20 protein-coding genes, 1 pseudogene and 1 CRISPR repeat array are annotated in these 17,119 nt (G+C 37.1%); of the genes and pseudogenes, 7 read left to right on the forward strand and 14 right to left on the reverse strand.

Annotated features, from left to right (window positions below; translation table 11 throughout):
• Positions 1-203: 203 nt before the first annotated feature.
• The 3 genes from DSM106972_RS32235 (at position 204) to DSM106972_RS32245 (ending at position 2,761) form a co-directional block, all read left to right on the forward strand.
• Positions 204-1,415, forward strand: a complete 1,212-nt coding sequence (locus DSM106972_RS32235; protein ID WP_127084511.1) for a WD40 repeat domain-containing protein — start codon at positions 204-206, stop codon at positions 1,413-1,415.
• On the forward strand, positions 1,415-1,972 hold the full coding sequence (locus DSM106972_RS32240) for a hypothetical protein (RefSeq protein ID WP_127084512.1): 558 nt from the start codon (positions 1,415-1,417) through the stop codon (positions 1,970-1,972). Before DSM106972_RS32235 ends, DSM106972_RS32240 begins: the two co-directional genes overlap by 1 nt.
• Before the next feature lie 555 nt (positions 1,973-2,527).
• Entirely contained in the window at positions 2,528-2,761 is a 234-nt protein-coding gene (locus DSM106972_RS32245; protein WP_127084513.1) for a Nif11-like leader peptide family natural product precursor, read from the forward strand.
• A 436-nt stretch (positions 2,762-3,197) separates the two neighbouring features.
• Here DSM106972_RS32245 and DSM106972_RS32250 read toward each other — a convergent pair whose 3' ends face one another.
• Together DSM106972_RS32250 and DSM106972_RS32255 are read right to left on the reverse strand one after the other, a co-directional pair.
• On the reverse strand, positions 3,198-4,871 hold the full coding sequence (locus DSM106972_RS32250) for a hypothetical protein (RefSeq protein WP_127084514.1): 1,674 nt from the start codon (positions 4,869-4,871) through the stop codon (positions 3,198-3,200).
• Positions 4,872-5,317: 446 nt separating this feature from the next.
• A complete protein-coding gene (locus tag DSM106972_RS32255; RefSeq protein ID WP_233787050.1) occupies positions 5,318-5,974 on the reverse strand; it encodes a DEAD/DEAH box helicase in 657 nt (218 codons plus the stop codon).
• A gap of 64 nt (positions 5,975-6,038) precedes the next feature.
• On the opposite strand from DSM106972_RS32255, the gene DSM106972_RS55495 reads away from it, so the two are divergent.
• Together DSM106972_RS55495 and DSM106972_RS55500 are read left to right on the forward strand one after the other, a co-directional pair.
• Positions 6,039-6,653: an RpnC/YadD family protein gene (locus DSM106972_RS55495; protein WP_325052234.1), complete on the forward strand. Its 615-nt coding sequence runs from the start codon at positions 6,039-6,041 to the stop codon at positions 6,651-6,653.
• A 108-nt stretch (positions 6,654-6,761) separates the two neighbouring features.
• Complete coding sequence (locus tag DSM106972_RS55500) at positions 6,762-7,010, forward strand: DUF4351 domain-containing protein (RefSeq protein WP_325052235.1); 249 nt, start codon at positions 6,762-6,764, stop codon at positions 7,008-7,010.
• Between the two features lie 84 nt (positions 7,011-7,094).
• On the opposite strand, the gene DSM106972_RS32265 is transcribed toward DSM106972_RS55500, so the two are convergent.
• Positions 7,095-7,670, reverse strand: coding sequence for a hypothetical protein (locus DSM106972_RS32265; protein WP_127084515.1), 576 nt, complete (start codon positions 7,668-7,670; stop codon positions 7,095-7,097).
• 69 nt (positions 7,671-7,739) lie between these two features.
• Here DSM106972_RS32265 and DSM106972_RS54030 point away from each other — a divergent pair, with 69 nt between their 5' ends.
• Both DSM106972_RS54030 and DSM106972_RS32275 read left to right on the forward strand, forming a co-directional pair.
• The gene (locus tag DSM106972_RS54030; protein ID WP_233787051.1) at positions 7,740-7,916 is read left to right on the forward strand and encodes a VOC family protein; all 177 of its coding nucleotides are present in this window, start codon (positions 7,740-7,742) and stop codon (positions 7,914-7,916) included.
• Positions 7,894-8,106, forward strand: coding sequence for a hypothetical protein (locus tag DSM106972_RS32275; RefSeq protein WP_127084516.1), 213 nt, complete (start codon positions 7,894-7,896; stop codon positions 8,104-8,106). Before DSM106972_RS54030 ends, DSM106972_RS32275 begins: the two co-directional genes overlap by 23 nt.
• Positions 8,107-8,176: 70 nt before the next feature.
• On the opposite strand, the gene DSM106972_RS51655 is transcribed toward DSM106972_RS32275, so the two are convergent.
• The 11 genes and pseudogenes from DSM106972_RS51655 to DSM106972_RS55055 form a co-directional block, all read right to left on the reverse strand.
• Positions 8,177-8,344: a hypothetical protein gene (locus DSM106972_RS51655; protein ID WP_158632914.1), complete on the reverse strand. Its 168-nt coding sequence runs from the start codon at positions 8,342-8,344 to the stop codon at positions 8,177-8,179.
• 85 nt (positions 8,345-8,429) lie between these two features.
• Positions 8,430-8,594, reverse strand: coding sequence for a hypothetical protein (locus tag DSM106972_RS51660; protein WP_158632915.1), 165 nt, complete (start codon positions 8,592-8,594; stop codon positions 8,430-8,432).
• 25 nt (positions 8,595-8,619) lie between these two features.
• A pseudogene (locus DSM106972_RS32280) lies at positions 8,620-8,979 on the reverse strand (hypothetical protein); the annotation flags it as partial.
• Between the two features lie 30 nt (positions 8,980-9,009).
• A CRISPR array of direct repeats spans positions 9,010-9,434; the repeat unit is 37 nt; unit sequence GTTTCCGTCCCCTTTCGGGGTCAAGGTCGTAAATAAC.
• 332 nt (positions 9,435-9,766) lie between these two features.
• Positions 9,767-10,051, reverse strand: a complete 285-nt coding sequence (gene cas2, locus DSM106972_RS32285) for a CRISPR-associated endonuclease Cas2 (RefSeq protein ID WP_127084517.1) — start codon at positions 10,049-10,051, stop codon at positions 9,767-9,769.
• Positions 10,048-11,058: a CRISPR-associated endonuclease Cas1 gene (gene cas1, locus DSM106972_RS32290; RefSeq protein WP_127084519.1), complete on the reverse strand. Its 1,011-nt coding sequence runs from the start codon at positions 11,056-11,058 to the stop codon at positions 10,048-10,050. The genes cas2 and cas1 overlap by 4 nt, the downstream gene beginning before the upstream one ends.
• Before the next feature lie 225 nt (positions 11,059-11,283).
• Complete coding sequence (locus tag DSM106972_RS32295) at positions 11,284-11,712, reverse strand: Hsp20/alpha crystallin family protein (RefSeq protein ID WP_127084521.1); 429 nt, start codon at positions 11,710-11,712, stop codon at positions 11,284-11,286.
• Between the two features lie 232 nt (positions 11,713-11,944).
• Positions 11,945-12,355: a hypothetical protein gene (locus DSM106972_RS32300; RefSeq protein ID WP_127084523.1), complete on the reverse strand. Its 411-nt coding sequence runs from the start codon at positions 12,353-12,355 to the stop codon at positions 11,945-11,947.
• Between the two features lie 13 nt (positions 12,356-12,368).
• Positions 12,369-14,804 carry a TIGR03986 family type III CRISPR-associated RAMP protein gene (locus DSM106972_RS32305; RefSeq protein ID WP_127084525.1) on the reverse strand — a complete coding sequence of 812 codons (2,436 nt, stop codon included), beginning with the start codon at positions 14,802-14,804 and terminating at the stop codon, positions 12,369-12,371.
• A complete protein-coding gene (gene csx19 / locus DSM106972_RS32310) occupies positions 14,801-15,415 on the reverse strand; it encodes a type III-D CRISPR-associated protein Csx19 (RefSeq protein ID WP_233787052.1) in 615 nt (204 codons plus the stop codon). Before csx19 ends, DSM106972_RS32305 begins: the two co-directional genes overlap by 4 nt.
• Positions 15,412-16,938 (reverse strand): RAMP superfamily CRISPR-associated protein, encoded by a 1,527-nt coding sequence (locus DSM106972_RS32315; RefSeq protein WP_127084527.1) that lies wholly within the window; start codon positions 16,936-16,938, stop codon positions 15,412-15,414. The genes csx19 and DSM106972_RS32315 overlap by 4 nt, the downstream gene beginning before the upstream one ends.
• A complete protein-coding gene (locus DSM106972_RS55055; RefSeq protein ID WP_267901188.1) occupies positions 16,931-17,059 on the reverse strand; it encodes a hypothetical protein in 129 nt (42 codons plus the stop codon). The genes DSM106972_RS32315 and DSM106972_RS55055 overlap by 8 nt, the downstream gene beginning before the upstream one ends.
• Positions 17,060-17,119: the final 60 nt, after the last annotated feature.

The raw sequence follows: 17,119 nt of genomic DNA on the forward strand, positions 1-17,119 counted from the left end.
TTTACAATATACTCGCTTGCAATACATCCAGATGGAGAAACATTTCATGAATAATATAACTAACTTGCACTAATTTCTTGTGGGGTTGCACTAATTTCTTATGGGGTGGGTATCCTTGCCCGCCCTATGTTTGGAACGGGCTTTCTATCCCATTCCACAAGAGATTAATAATTAAATTTGGCAAAATAAGTGCTAATCATAAAATGAACAACCCTAACCAACCCAGAAAACACGATGCAGTACTCGGTGGACAGGCGCCTCCTCCCACACATGGTGTAATATTAGGAGGAATCGAAGGAGTTGAAAAACGTTTAGCAACCGGATTACCAGAATATCAAACTGCTGCACTCAACGATGCACTCAATTATGGAGACGCTGGTTTAAAGATAATTCTCAAATCATTGCAAAATACTACAGGTAAAGTAAAATTATTAGCATACTCTCACTTACGCGCGCGCTCAGAAACCTGGGTACAAGAAGCACTCAAAGCTTATAACCAGTATGAATTTTTACAATGCGTTCATACTTTTAAAGGACAAAAATCCGAATTAGGTCAAGTTAATACGGTTGCTTTAAGTCCAGATAATCAATTAGTCTACGCAACAAAATCACTATACTATGCAACTTTAAACACACTAAAAAGCCAGGATGTGCAAGTAAAGAAACAACCTCGTTTATTTGAGTGCAGTCAAAATAGTGAAATTAATTGTGTTGTAATTAGTCCTGATGGTAAACGAATGATTAGTGCTTGTTCGGACGGATGTATTACTGTATGGAATTTTAGTACAGGTAGACTGCTTAATCAATTTAAAGCACACTCTCGTTCAGTTAATGCTTTAGTAATTAATCCTTCAGAAAAAAAATTTATCAGTGCAGGCGCCGAAGGGTCTATCAAAACCTGGGATTTACATTCGTGTAAAGAACTTGGTACATTATTTTCAAAAGAATACAGCCGACAGTCAACTTACGCTATGAACATTATATCAACTGGTAAAATATTGATTAGCGGTAGTAATGAAACAATTCGAGTTTGGGACTTGCGTGCAAAACGAGAAGTATGGAAGCTAGAAGGACATTCGCACGTCATTAAATCTTTAGCCATTAGTCCTGATGGTAAAACACTAGTTAGCGGTTCTGACCAAAGAATTAAGGTGTGGGATATACAGTTAGGACAAGAGATATTTTCGTTCTACGGTCATGCAGACTGGGTGCGTTCTATAATTTTTAGTCCTGATGGTGAGAGTTTTGTTACTGCTGGTGATACAAAAATTAAAATTTGGGATGTTTCTACAGCAAAGAAACTTCACTCGTTTCAAGCACACGATGATGTAGTTAGCTCGTTAGCGTTGAGTTATGATGGCGCCACATTAGTAAGCGGTAGTTATGATGGTACGGTTAAAATCTGGAGGTCTTAATGACAGATAGTTTTGATGTACCAATTAATCAATTATTTACCAGGTTAGAAAATTGGCAATTTGAGTCCTTCGACCCCCAAAGAATTATTATCGAACCAACGAGTAAAGCTTATATCATTGAACTAGAAATCCCAAATCGTACAAATAGATGGAGATATGCAGAGCTAGAAGCTTTACTAAATCATCCTCACACCCAAGAACTTGAAGCCTTAATTTGCCGTATAAAATGTGATTACTGGGAGAGGGATAGATATTTTGGTATTTGTTTGGAAGCTTTATGCGATGCGAGTAATAACTTACCTAATTTGAAAGCGCTATATATTGGAGATGCACAGGAACACGAATATAGAAAATCGAAGTTAAACGTTTTTGATATTCGTCCCATTTTAGAAGCATTTCCCAAATTGGAAGTCTTGCAAGTTAGAGGTTGTTTTGACGAATTTCCGTTGACCAACCAATTGCCATTAATAATATTTTCATTAGAATATTTTGAGTCAAAATGTTTGTCAATTCATTGCAATCATAATCATACTTATCCAATGTTTACATCCTTATAATTTCGGTAAGTTAAAAAGATAGATATCATAAACTAAGTAATTTTCTGGATATTTAATACTTACACCAAGCTTAAAGCAATGGCAGCAACTGGTAAATCAGAAGAAGGCTTAATATTTGTTGTTTAGCATATAAATACTATAGTACTGTTACTACTGGCGCCCTTAGTTTTTACAGTGGTCAGGTGCCTTAAAAGACATCATAACCATATTTGAACGCTCCGATGATGAAGCGCGCGCGTCCTTCGATGCACTGGGGACAATTAATTAAGTATTGAAACGAAAAAGTAAAGATTCGTTTCAATATAAAACTCGATTATCAGCACCTGGTAAATTGATAATTAAAGCAAATATAGCTTGCTCTCATCCGCAATTTTCAGCCATGAGTTCAATTTTTTTGGCTTGAATGGTAAGTGTGGAATATTCATAAGAGTGGAACCCCTTTCTTTAAGTACAAACAAAGAGGAAATCATGCAAGCAAGCAGAAGCTTTGATGTTGTTGTTTTGATCGGATAGTAAATCGCACAGATCATATTACAAACGGGAGTATAGATTGTCATGACAAATAAAAATGCAGCCCAACTTTTCAAAGCTGTTCAACAAGATCAAGTATTAAAGGAAAGGCTCAAAGCAGCAACCGACTCAGAAGCATTCATCAGGATTGCGACTCTTGCTGGCTATGACTTCACAATTGAAGAATTACAGACTGAACTGAGCAAAATGTCTTCTGAGGAGTTGGCAGCTATTGTTAATCCAGGGGTCGCACCCAGACTCCACATTATTCCAAGGTAATTTCAGGCATTATTATACGATTAGATAAAATTTGAGGCGCCTACAAATTAGTGTATTTCCATTCTAGCAGTCAAGCTGCATTGAACATATTTGCCCTCTGCCAATTTGTTTCCGTTGGAATGTTGATTAATGGCGCCCGCAAATACTATCACTTAATCGCTTTTTAGAATAACTGATTAAAGCGCTTCTTGCCAACCTTCAACTATGGCAACTAGCAATTAAAACTATAGCAGGATAGCCAAAATAGTTCAAAGAGAAATAGCTGGGTCAAGTCCCTTGAGGTAGCGCGCGCTTGCTCTCCTTTTAACAAAATACCTTATTCGCAACTGAAACGGGTAAATTTAAGAGCTATGATTGCTGTTATATCAGTCTCGCTTTCAACTGTGCCAATTGTGTGAGATGTAAACACTCTTATTCTCATCATAAAAATTTTCAACTAATCACTACAGCTATTTAGAGATTGACGAATAACATTAGTTTTAGCCGTATCACCTGGTTGAGCTTCACCTCTGTGATTAGGCCCATAAAGATAGTCGATAACTCTTGTTTTGGATTCATCACTAAAATCCCTTACTAAACTTGGAATTTGTCTTCTGTCTGCATGAACTATATCGTTAAAAGGGCTTGGACCTAGTACAGCAACTGAACCTGGTTCGTCATTTACTGGTGGATGTGTATGATAAACACCTACCACATAACTCCCATTGACATCCGAAGGAGTATTTCCTAATGCAACTGCCGCCCCAGGTGAGCCGACAATAACATTCGTAGTGGTAAATTGACCAGTAGCACTATTCCAAACAACCCATCTGCCTCGTTCTAAATTATCTTTACGAGTTGCCTGCCAGTCCCTATCTAGAGCCGCACGCACACTGGGGTTACAAAAAATTTCGCGTTTAGAAGGAGAACCAGGTATTTGATTTAAGGTGTTACCATTTCTAGGAGTTGTTGAAGATGGCTGTTGAGTCGGCGCCTCACCCGGTTGTCCTGAACTACTGCCAGATGGCGCCCCACTTGGTTGCCCTGAACTACTACCAGATGGCGCCTCACTTGGTTGCCCTGAACTACCACTGGGCGGTGTTCCTCCATCAGCCGGACGACCAGACATACCCAAGCGCTGTCTACCAGTATCGCCAGGAACTGCAACATCACCAGCTGGGTTGTAACCCGCATCATTATTTTGAGCTATTAAAAGCGTTTTATCTGGCTGGTTTTTATTTGCTGCTTTAACCTTAAAGTTGTCTGGTACATAAAGCTGAATTAAGGTTTTATTATACCCGGTAGGTAAGTAGCGGACATAAAAACCTTGTGGGTGTAATGACCATTGTTCGGGTGATATTGTTGGTCCATCTTTTTTGGGTTCTCCAACTAAAACTGCTATTTGTTCTAGCTGTTGATAGGTTGTACCTGCTGTACTGGTCAACATTTCTCGGATACGAGCTTCTGCTTGTAGTACCTGCTGCACTACTGGTGGTAAATGTGCAGTGGCTTGGACAAATGCTTGTTTTGGAATTAAACCTAGCGTGCCACCGTTAAGTTTAAAAATTTCATCTGATGTTAGCAGTTTTACGGCAACCTGCTGTATTTCTGGTCTTGTGTCGCTGATTTTAGTCCGAGCAGTAATAGCCCACAGCAGCATCTGAATGTCTTCTTGTTTGATTTCAGGGTAACGTGCAGAGTTTTGGAGAATTTTACGGACAATACCAGCTTTAGAACCTTTTAATGCTGCATAAAGATATCCATTTCCCTTACTCGGTCCGTGGGTTCCTGCCTTCAAACAGTAACTTTGTACGAATAATTCAAATAATCCTGGACGTAGTAAAAAGCCACCTTTTGAACTCCGTGGTAACTCAGTTAATGGTCGAAATTTTTTTGAATCAAATTGTAAAGACAAAGAAGTTTTACTTTTAGTATCAGAAAAACTCGTGCTAACAGGCGCCTCTCCCTCCAAAAGCTTTGTTAAATCGGGAATTGGTATTTGCGGAATCGAGCTTGGCAATTGAGGTATAGGAATAGAAGGTTTTGGTATAGGAAAAGGAAACTGTCCCAGTGCAGGTCTTGTTGTTGCCAACAATAAACCCATGCAAACCATGACAATAAATTTTATCATCAGTATAAATTTACAATTATTTTGCTTGTCGTTACTGAGTGTATATGTAAGCCAGACCTATAATATGCAAATATGCAAAAAATATTAAACGAAACAAACGAACTGTTTTATTGTATAAGTGTTTACTATCTATCACAAAAAACTATATGTCAATGCGGCGCCTTTAAACGTTTATGAATAAATTATAAAAACTTAAACTATCAAACCTTGTATATTAGCTTTGCGAACTATTTCAAGGCACCTTTATCAATAATAAATTACGATACGTTGCAAATTAGCAATTAGCTGTTATGACTTGTCTCATTGTTGAATGTTCGGCGCCCTAATAATACAACCGAATTAAGTTTTATATCAAATGACCCAGATCAAAGCTGTGGTTTTGATAAAGTTTAATTTGGTCAGTGTCGGCGTTAAATTCGGCGCCTAGTAGTGGAGCTAGAGATTGTTTAAGAATTTCGTGTGCGAGGAAAGCACTTTCGACGGCGTGGTTGGGACGTTTGTTTTTTTGTTCGTAAGTTTTTAGCGCTTGGTATTGCTGCTGTAAATGAACGCTCTGGGTCAAGAAGGTGTAACTCATCAAACACCAAATAAGACGCAAAAACGGCGCCAGCGTTGATATTAGCAGAACCACGACCAACCGAATAAGGGATATTTAAGAAACTGCTTAACATCTGGTCAATAGTACAAAAAATAATATCACCTTCAAAATGCGGGTCTTCTGGGTTCTCCCCTGTTTGCAAAGTCACCACAATAGGACGAGGTAGTTTATGTAATGGCGCCCATTTGTGTACTAGTTCTTCTGTTTGCTGACGCAAGCTGTTTGCCAAAGTACGTAAAGGAACAACATAAATTAATTTCTTGGGAAAGTCGAGGTCAAAAACTTTCGCAAACAGAAAAGGTGCTATTGCAGTCTCAGTTTTTCCTGAACCAGTAGGCGCCCGAAGTAGAGTATTTTGGTGGTTGAGAATGCGAGTAATAGTTTGTGTTTGGAAAGCGCGTGGGTTATAGGTAGTAAGAGTTTGGAATAAATAAGGAATATCCATAAAAGTAGATGCGTTTGAAATAAAGTAGGGGCGCCTGTCAACCAAATTAAAATCTGTCACAATAATAATACTTTTTAACTAGATAACCATATAGTTAAAAACATACCATCTACTGCATCATAGTATGCCACGCAAGAAGAACGAACGTGCGGATAATGACTCACCGTGGAAAGAAGTTTTGGAAGCATATTTTCCACAAGCGATACAATTTTTCTTTCCAAACACAGCTAAAACCATTGACTGGACACGCCCCCACGAGTTTTTGGATAAAGAATTTCAGAAGATAGTTCGTGCTGCAGAAACGGGAAGACTCTATACAGATAAGCTAGTTAAAGTTTGGGATATAAAAGGCAAGGAAACATGGCTTTTAATTCATATAGAAGTCCAAGCTACGGTTGACGATGATTTTGCCGAGAGAATGTATGCTTATAATCAGAGAATTTATCAGCGCTTCGGAAAACACCCCGTAAGTCTGGCTATTTTGTGCGATGATAACCCAAAATGGTGCCCGTCCCAATATAAATTTAAACATCCGGATACAAGTTTTGTCTTCAAGTTTGGAGTAGTCAAGCTATTAGTATACTTACAACATTGGCAAGACCTGGAAAACAGTGAAAATATTTTTGCCATAGTAGTAATGGCACATTTGAAGATGCAGCAAACAGAAAAGCTGCCACAGGAACGTAAAGTGTGGAAACTCTGGCTGGTTCGGCGCCTTTACGAAAAAGGTCTTCTTTAACAAGACATCCGTAACCTTTACCGATTCATAGATTGGATTATAATATTACCAAAGGCGTTGGAAGAAGAGTTTTGGCAAGATTATCAGACATTTAAGCAGGAGGACACTATGCCTTACATTACCTCAGATAAACGGGTTGAATTCAAACTTGGACAACGCGAAATCGTTTTTGGCCAATTACAAGAACAGTTTGGAGACCTACCAGAGAGTGTAATATCAGATATTAAAGAACTTTCTCGTCCTCAATTAATGTTATTAAGTAAGGCAATACTTCGTTTTACATCAATTGATGACTTAGTTAATTGGTTGCAAGCAAATCCACCATTACCTGATGACCTCACAGACAGATTCATTTAAATAGCACTCATTTATTTTATACTTCTCTTGTGGAGCAGCCTTCCAGGCTGCTATTATTTTTTATCTAGTATAATAAATTATTGATTAATGTAACTCATAGAAAGAATTATGTCCTAAATGCTTTACATATTTTTGTACAAGATTTTGAAGTATATCAGGACATCCTATATCTATCCAATCATCAATTGATCCGAGAAAACAAAACCTGTGTGTTATAAATATTCGTCTCTCTTCATCGATTAGAGTAAACTTTAACATGGTTGAATAAGTTATAGTATTATTGATGGCTTTCTGTATATCGGCTTCTTTAGTCAAACGAAAACTTGATAACCATTCTACTAAGTTTTTCTCATCTTGATTTGCTGTATATATAAAAATAGTATCTTTCTTGACATCTATTTTATAGTAATTTAAGCTGCAAAATTCTTTCATTCCTTTATCAACTATTGCAACTTCTTCATCACTAATAATTTTTGGTTGAATTCTTTGCAAAAACACTTGAGAGTTAGGGTTCTCATATATTTCATAGCCATCTGGTATAGTTTTAACTAAAGTTCCTTTATTCTTCATCGAAAAGAAGTACTTTGGCTTACCAGTTTTTGTGGCGCCTTGGTGGAGATAATATTTTTGACATTTTCTGTTCATGTACTCTACAACCATATCTCACTCCCAAAATCTTGATACAATTAAGTCAATTTTACGAATAGTTACTTCGTAGTCTACTACTATATGAATGATATTGAACTAACTCACATTGCACTACCCGTATCAAATCTAGAACAAAGTATTAACTTTTACTCTACTTATGCTCGTATGAAAGTAATTCATCAGCACATTGATACTGTTGCTGGTGCTGGAGTTGCGCGTAGATGTTGCCGAGTTGATGGACATTGCACTCGTAAATAAATTCAAGCCGGAATTGGTACAAATACAGTATCCAAAACGCACCGAAATTCATGCATTATTATGGCACGGAGCAATTATAGATACTCCTCCAGACTTAGAGGATAGAGTTGATGAACTGGATAATAGGGTAAATACTGATGCTATTCGTTATGCTACGGGTGGTTGGGTAACACCAATGCCGCAAGCGTAAACGGTATGATGCGCTGTAGAGGCGCCACAAAATCGCGTTTATACATGGGTATAATTTTGTTATTTAGTAGTTATTGTGCTAAATCGTTAGAATCCGCAATTATCTGTGAAAAATCTCGAAAAGTAAAATTATCTGCTGTTTGAGGACGAAAATACCATTTTTCTACAGAGTCATCACGTAGCTTCCATTCGCAGTCAACTACTAAATCTTGAGCTTTATTCCAAATCTCATTTGACAATTCAACATCAGGTTTTAGCTCAAGCTGAAAATCAATATAATGTATATCTGGGAATCTAGTAGCAAAAGCCTTTACTCTTTCTATATTATCGTTCTTCAGCTAATTGCTGTACTAATCTTAGTATCACTTGCAAGTTTTGTTGTTGCATGGTGGGGTTGAGTAAAGCTTGTTGAACAGCAGCTTCTATTTTTGTCCTTCTTCCCGGCGCCATTTTTTCTAGTTGCCTTTTAAAAGGTTTTGTTTTTGGCATACTCTTATTATTAATTTTAGTCTTGTTAAAATTTACGTTGAACTAGTGGAAAGTTTGTATTTACCAATTGTGTATATTCGCCACGTTCAAATTTTATCAAGTTCTCCCTGGCCACTGCAACAGTAATATAAAGAGGAATACCACAATCAACAGCCGCTAAAACTAACGCTGCTGACATAGTTTTAGTTCCACCCGTATAGTCAGCGAGAATTTCTACATCTGGATTTTGCTGTAATTCACGAATGCATTTAGTGACGCCGAGATAACATTCTCCTAAATTATCGGGGTTTTTAATTAAAATCAAGTCGCGTTCAGGTTGAAATTTATCTCATAATTCTACTTGGGTAGGAATGTTAGGTAATCTTTCAATAACTTCGGCGCCTTTCGATGGCGTTTCCCAGTTTTTCAGCTTGAAGTTTCCGTCCCCTTTCGGGGTCAAGGTCGTAAATAACACCAACGATATTCGCAACGGTAACACAAATGTTGTTACGTTTCCGTCCCCTTTCGGGGTCAAGGTCGTAAATAACTATGGACGTATGCAACAAGCAAAAGAGATAGGTACGATGTTTCCGTCCCCTTTCGGGGTCAAGGTCGTAAATAACGGCTCTGGTCAAGGAGCTGGTATCAATAATGGTACTTCGCTTAGTTTCCGTCCCCTTTCGGGGTCAAGGTCGTAAATAACTGCTACTCACTAAGCTTAGGAGGACACAAAGTTTCTTACAAGTTTCCGTCCCCTTTCGGGGTCAAGGTCGTAAATAACAGGTGGTCTGATAAATAAAAATGAATATTACAATCTTATTGAAGTTTCCGTCCCCTTTCGGGGTCAAGGTCGTAAATAACCCTACTACTAAAAAGCTGTTGCTGTATTTAGTTTTCAAGGTGCAGTTGCGCCGGACTACTGAGAGCTTAAGGTCACTTAGATAATAAGTACTCGCTTCAAAAAAGATTTGGCGCCAAAAATTGCTACTTAACTTAATTATAGTGCAAAAAAGCCAGTATTCAAACCAAAAAAATCTGATTATCTTTTGTAAGCACAACATTACTCCTGAATAGTTGTACAGGCTTGCTGCGTCAATTTAAGACTGATTTTTACAATCTTTTACAATTGCTGGCGCCATTCTATTTAGGTGGTTTCAGGGTTTACATACGGCTTTTATACAATAGTGTAGTGTTTACAAAATTAAACAATCAGGTGGTTCGTAAGGTGGGGGACTGCCATATACCCGCACCTGTTGCTTTGTGGTCTCGTTTAGGGGATAAACTCTAAGGTTATCTTCGCTTAACTTAAGAGTTGGCAACCAATCGTTTTCAAGTAGGTGATTCAAAATATTTTCGTGCAAAGGACACTCGAAAACTGAATATTGTACGCGCTGGCAATTTCGTTCTATTAGTTTTGCTAGCTTAGTACGACGTTTATCGTTGGATACGTCGTAGCAGACCAACCAAAGTTTTTTCATTTTATTGTGAATGCCTCGTAGTTTAGATTTAATTCCGTCAAACAGCGTCCTAAGCTTCGAGCTTGTTCTAAGATTATTGAACTCATGGTTAGGCGCCGATTCTGTGGTGGATATAAAATAGTATTGCGAAACTGCTTGTCTAGTTCTGCTAAAAATAGTTTTTTCGCCAAGTTACCTAACCATATTCCTTCACCATCTGGAGATGCTTGGAAGTCATCTGGTGTTAGCATTTCTGATTGAATAATGGAAATTACAGCTTGGTCTACTATTACTGGTCGAAATTCTTCCATCAAGTCGAGTACTAAATTTGGACGATATGGTTCTGTAGCGTGGAAGAAACCTAAATATGGGTCGAGTCCTGCTTGTACGCAACTAGAAAAAACGCGCGCTAGCAATACTCCGTAACCCCAACTCATTAATGCATTAACAGGGTCTAAAGGTGGGCGCCTATTACGTCCGTTAAAATTCCAGTGTGCAGGAAACCAGTAACGTAAACCTTGATAGTAGGTGCGCGCGCAAATTCCTTCAACTCCCATCAACTCGCTACGATTTAAAAAGGTGTTATCATCTCCCAACTGTGAAGAATAAACACTAATTAAATTAATCGCTTCTATCAATTCGGCAATTTGCCTTTCTGTGGCACGGTTACGGCGTTGTAATAATACCCGCTGATTACGGATTTTTCCGATGACTAATTTTTGCGCTAATGCCATACCCAACGCGCTTTCCAAAATACGGTACTGCGCCATACGAACTGCGGGATTTGTCGCAAATTGTCCTTGTAGGCGCCCGCGAAACTGACCGCTTTGGCGAAGAAAAATAGTTTCGATACCTCGGTCAATTAATTGGGCAATGGCAACGTCGGTTAATTGAACACCTGGTAAGACTATTACCAAATCCAATTCTGCTAAACGGCAATTTTGTGAGTCTTGCTTCTTGGTTACTATAAGAGACTCATTGCGGTAGCGAACAACAGTACCTGGCTCGGTAAGATAAAGTGTAGTCATTGGTGTAGAAGAGAAGGGAAAATATATTTGCTTTTATCTTCTCTTATGGTTGGAAAGGCGCGTTTCCAACGATATAATACATATCAACTATTTGTTGACGGGCAAGGATGCCCGTTCCACAAGATAGTTAATTTTATTTTTAAAGGTTATTAAATAAAAACCCAGCCTCTTGGACAGAGACTGGGCGCCATATATGTATTACATTTCAACCAATTGCCAGATTGATTACGCGGAAATTTCCCCAAGGTTAACTTTTACTACCTTGTTCTTTTCAGTTTCTGACTTGGGTAATGTCAAATTTAAGATGCCATCTTTGTATTCTGTAGTTACGGCAGTATTTTGGATGCGCGCGCGTAAGGAGATTACACGTTGGAATTTGCCGTAGTAAAATTCACTTCTAACCTTACCGTTTTCATCAGTCTTGGTTTCTGCTTTACGTTCAGCCACTACTTTAACTGCGTTTTCGCTAACTTCGATATCTACATATGACGCTTCAACACCAGGCAGTTCTAATTTTAGATGTACTGCTTCATCGGTTTCATGTAGTTCGGCTGCTGGAGTTCTAAATGTCGGCGCCTGAAAGTCTTGAAACAATGAATCTAATTGACGAGTAATAGCATTCATTTCGTTCCAGGGATTGTAACGTACTAACATTTTGTCTTGCTCCTTTTCACTTATGTATTGATTAATTAGTTCGGTATATCGTTTCGTATGTCCTTATAATAATGAAGGTCTAAATGCTTGGAAATACGGTTAATATCACTTTTAAATTAATAAAAACCGAATACTATCAATGAAATAATTAGGATTAGTGTAAGTACTAAAAAATGAGGTACGGTAAACCTAACACGTGATGTGATTTTAGATGGCGCCTTATCAAACTACACTAGTTTAGAGAATCCGCAATTACTTGTGAAATATCTCGGCGATGAGTAAAATTATCTGTTATTTGAGGAAGAAAATACCATTTTTCTCCAGAGTCATCACGTAATTCCCATTCGCAGTCAATTACTAAATCTTGAATTTTACCCCAAATCTCATTTGATAATTCAACTCTTGGCTTTAGCTCAAGTTCAAAATCAATATAATGTATATCTGGAAAGCTAATGGCAAAAGCCTTTACTCTTTCTACATTATCGAATTCAGCCAATTGCTGTACTAATCTTAGTATTGCTTGCAAATTTTGTTGTTGCATGGTGGGGTTGAGTAAAGCTTGTTGAACAGCAGCTTCTATTTTTGTCCTTCTTTGCGGCGCCATTTGTTCTAGTAGCCTTTTAAAAGGTTTTGTTTTTGGCATACTCTTGTTGACTTCATCCTAAATATAATTTAACATTTTTAATATTACCGTCTTCTTTTAAAGCTGTAATTTGAATTTTTACTGCTTGTCCTGACTGTAAAGTCTTTACATTTTTCTTTTCTCCAGTAGTTTTCTTCCTATTCTCCAAAAATTCATATGTGACATCATTACCCTTTATTTTGGTAACTGTAGCATCTAAAATTTGACCAATTGTAAAATTGTATAATGCTGTTTCTACTTGATTAGTTTCTTGTTCTAAAGATATACTTTCATCAGGTAGTACATGAATACGATTATCCAGACCCTCCATATCCATCACTTGGAAAGGACTAGGAAGCACTAAACGACATTTATATTCGTTAACTGTTTGATCCTCAGCTTTAACAGGGTTACAAAGATAACTTTCTCTAACGCTCCTTTCAATTTCCATATATCTTGTTCTTATATCAACTGGTGGGTATTTATCCCATCTCAGCATGAGGAGCAACATTTTTATGCGTGGTATATCTTTTAATTTTAATTTTTCAGTTTCTGTTACGTTATAATCTTCTGGATAATCAAGTTTACTAATTTCACTTGTTATATACTCTTCAAAACGGTTAATGCAGTTAGCACACTCATCATGAGTAGCAGGATGGTCTCCAACTAACCATTTATCACCATCGAATAGTTTTGTATAACGTTGCTTGGGTTCATTACGATATCGCTCATTCAAATGCAGTTCGTATTTTTCAATTCCTACAGCACCCATCCCTAAAGGTTTACCCATACCCAAAGAAAAGCAGTACCTTTCCTTCGCACTCAAACTAAGTAATTGTCTTGTTTTCATTTCTTCTTCTTTTACTGGCAAGGTTAAGGTTAACGTCCATAATAAGGCGCCTAACTCTACATCTGTTAAATTCTCAAAGTTAATAGTAAACTCAAAAGTAACTCCAGATTTAATTGGTTTAATTTTAGTATATTGCGACTGCTTATTTTCAATTTCCTTTTCTGGCAGGTTTTCGCGAATTCTTTCTATCCTAACATCGCCTTTGTGCCAGTAAAGTTTATGACCCCGAATTACAGTATCGACATTAGGTTCGCTCGCGTAGTGCTTTAAACTTTCCTTGTTAGAGTCCTTCTGTACTAAGTAATGCTGGAATGTTGTCGGTTTGGGACTAGCGAGAATACGAGGTGTAATTATATCGTTACTCAACCAAATACCATCTTCATCACCTTTATATAGAGCATCACTGAAAAAAACACGTCCTGCACGAGACTGCTCTTGAACTTTCTTATCTCTAACAGATCCAAAAATTGCATCTGTTATATCAATTATGTCAGATTTTCCAACCCGTTCTGGAACGAAATCCACTGCTGATGCTGCTCTACCAGTATTTTTAGATAAATAAGGAATACGAAAGTTTTGGCTTTGACCAAACAAAGTTACTACTGAGTTTGAATCTTTAGGTGTACAATAAAAAACAGGTCTACCTGGTTCCAAAAACCCTATGCTTTTACTAAATTTGTTCCTAGGATTATTTTCAAACAGCTTTCCTTGTTGAAAGTCAGTTAGTGCATTACAATAATCACGGATTGCACTTTCACTAATTTCAAGAGAAGCCGCTTTTGATGGTTCTAATACTATATAATGATTTTTGCGCGTATCTTTACGACGAAGTAATCTTCTACGCTCTGCTTCTGTAACATTCAATGTTTCTAGCATATTACCGCTAGTTACTAAATAACCTTGACGACCACCAATTATCTCACCTTCACTAATAGTGATATTTTTACCATTCAAGTTAACATTAATTTTGATATATTGAGGCAAATATTCATCCTTCTCCATTATAATTAACGAAGGAACATCTGTTTTATTAATATCTTGCTCTTTAATTTTTAAAAAAGATTTATTATTATGCTCAGTAGCTGGACGAATAAACCATTTATCACCACGCTTTTCTAAATATCCAGCTTTAACAGAATTTTTTATAGTATCCTTATATATATTGCCTAATGGGTCATCACTTTCAGCAGCAACTGCACGAAAGAAAAACTTATCTTGCTCAGATACACGTTCAATTTTACTAAAACTGATAATCTCTACTATATTCCTAAACATTCCTCGCAAACTGCTACCTGCTAAAACAGGGTTTTCATTACCAGGATGCTGGAAAAACTGAGCATATTTTTCGCGCTCTTCAGAAGTTAACTCTTCATTACCCTTATCTCCAAAGTTTGCAAAATCATCTTTATTTAAACCACAACGAGTATATAAAAGAGATTCAGTTTTTAAAGTACACACAATTTTACCAGTATAACGGTCAGAATAGTAACGGTCATGCGTGCGTAAATTACCGTCTGCTTCCAACTCTGCTGGAACAACTTTATTATGTAACTCGACAAAATTATATGGAGCTACTGCTTTACGTTGTGGAGAAACTTCTTTAATATGTCTTGGAATCATTTATTATTACTGTCTATATTAACTAAACGACTGAGAAAAATACGAGCTACCCCATCCTTATCATAACTATAATAATGATGTAACTCCAGACGAATTGGACGATATAGCTTATTCGCATCTTTTTTAAATGCTGTTTTGCTTACAGCAATAGGAACAGCATGTTTAAGTCCCTGAGAACCATCTGCAAGTAACGTAAACTTACCACACTCACTTAACCTTCCTTGTGTTCCCCAAATAATTTGCTTTTCCTGTATTACACCAATTTCTTTATCAGTAACCAGTTTAGACACATTCGTTTCTAAAATCAAACGCGCGCGCCATTCTCCATCAACATTCCATAGTAAAATTTCACCAGCACTGCCAAAAACACGACATTGCTGTAAACTTGATAAATTTAAAGAAGCAAAATCACATTCTGGAAAAGCTTGTGTAGAAGTGCTAAGAATGCATGAGTCAGCTTCAAATAACCCCCAAATAACCCCATTCAATGCATGAGCTAACAAATACGGTAAATGGTAATCTTTAGTTATAGCTTGTTGCTTCAACCACTCTTCTAACGAATCTTCAATACCTTGCGTAGAAATTTCCTGGCATAAATCTTGACTTATCATACCTGCTCTACCAATTTTTCTACAAAATACTCTAATCTTTGTTTATCCTGGTCACTAATTATCAACTTTCCCTTATTCTCAGAAATACTCCGCTTCTCTTCTAACGACCCATAATTAGAATTATACCAAACGATTCTTGCCTCCAAACCTTGTAAACGTCCCCTACCAATACTAGTTGTACCACCAATAGGTAAATCACTCACCCATAAATCCTTAAGTAACAAAAGCAATAAACCAATTTCGTACTCTTTTGGGTTTTGTAACTCTATTTGTAAACTAATATTCATATCCTTTCTACTTTCATCTGGATTTTTCTTATACTTATTTTTATCCTTCTTCTTATCATCCTCTTTTACCTGAGCAGGATAAATAGGTTGTTCTTGAAATAATGCTCCATGATACGCTCCACCTGTAAAACGGTCGATAGCAATTCGACTTTGCACCAGTTCAGAAGTATTCTCTATAATTGTTTCATCTACCAGTAAACGACTTGCTTTAGCTTCCTTAGTCTCTTCATCCACAAAACCAAACAACTCATTTACAATTTTCAAATCTTTATCCAAAGTCTTAATAATTCTTTCCGCGCGATGCCATAAAACTCCTGCTATACTGGCGCCAGATACAACGGGTTTATTTCCACCCTTCCGATACGAATGCAAATGTACAGTATCAGGAGAACATTTGTTTGGAATTAAATTTTGATTAGAGCGAATAAGTAAAGGAGTAACAAGCTTAAAATTAGCGGTGATAAAAAGACGATTACGTCTATCAATCTGTTCTATCTTCACATTCTGTAATTGCTTACTACTATGAGGTTGTGTACCCCAACGTTCAAAAGTCAACCAAGCAATACAGTCACTCTTTTTAGTTAAATCAAATTCCCAAATTTGCCATTCTTCCACATGACATTTTCCAAAACCTCGTCGTTTTTTCATTCCAATACCAATTTCACCTTTTTTCAACCCCTCCAAAACTATACTCAGTGCTTGTTTTAATAAAACTTCATCCTTATCGCTTTCAATTAAAAGCTCAAACCTAAGAGGAAACTGAGTTCCTGCTGATAAAAGTTCCAAATCATATTTATTTTTATCCAAAGCAGTACCCGTTTTCCCATCTATCTTAACTCCATCTCTTAACTCAACACGAGGAACCTTACTACTAATTGACTCATTAATTATCAAAGGACTTTGAGTATCTTCTTCTCGAAGTTTAATTTTCCTCTGCTCTGAAAGATTTCTCTCATCTTTATAAGCAAATAAATCTCCAAACAACTTAGCGGACATATTACTTCTGGTTTCAATCCTCTCGTAACTACATTCATACTCATGTAAATAATTACGTAATGCTCCAGCTATCGAAGAACCAGTCAGCAAAGCCTTATCACTAATACTATCACGTAACAACATCATATCCGTGGCGCCAAGAGCATCACCATCACTCAGGCAAGTCGGTGTATCCAAAACTAAAACACCATCTACAATTATACGCTTAACAATATTTCTAGAAATACGTTCTCTACTCATATTTTTTATCCTTTGTCGCTTGTTTGGCAACAGCGATGATTAATCGTAACGTATACTCAAGCTTTAATTTCTCAATTAACTCCGACGCAGCACCTTCCCCAGCTAAGTAAGTCGGCGCCAAAATTCCTAACTATGTAACGAAAAGTTAATAAGAGACGTTAGAGTTAAATTTTACACGCTG

The organism is Dulcicalothrix desertica PCC 7102, from assembly GCF_003991905.1.
GTDB classification, from domain to species: domain Bacteria; phylum Cyanobacteriota; class Cyanobacteriia; order Cyanobacteriales; family Nostocaceae; genus Dulcicalothrix; species Dulcicalothrix desertica.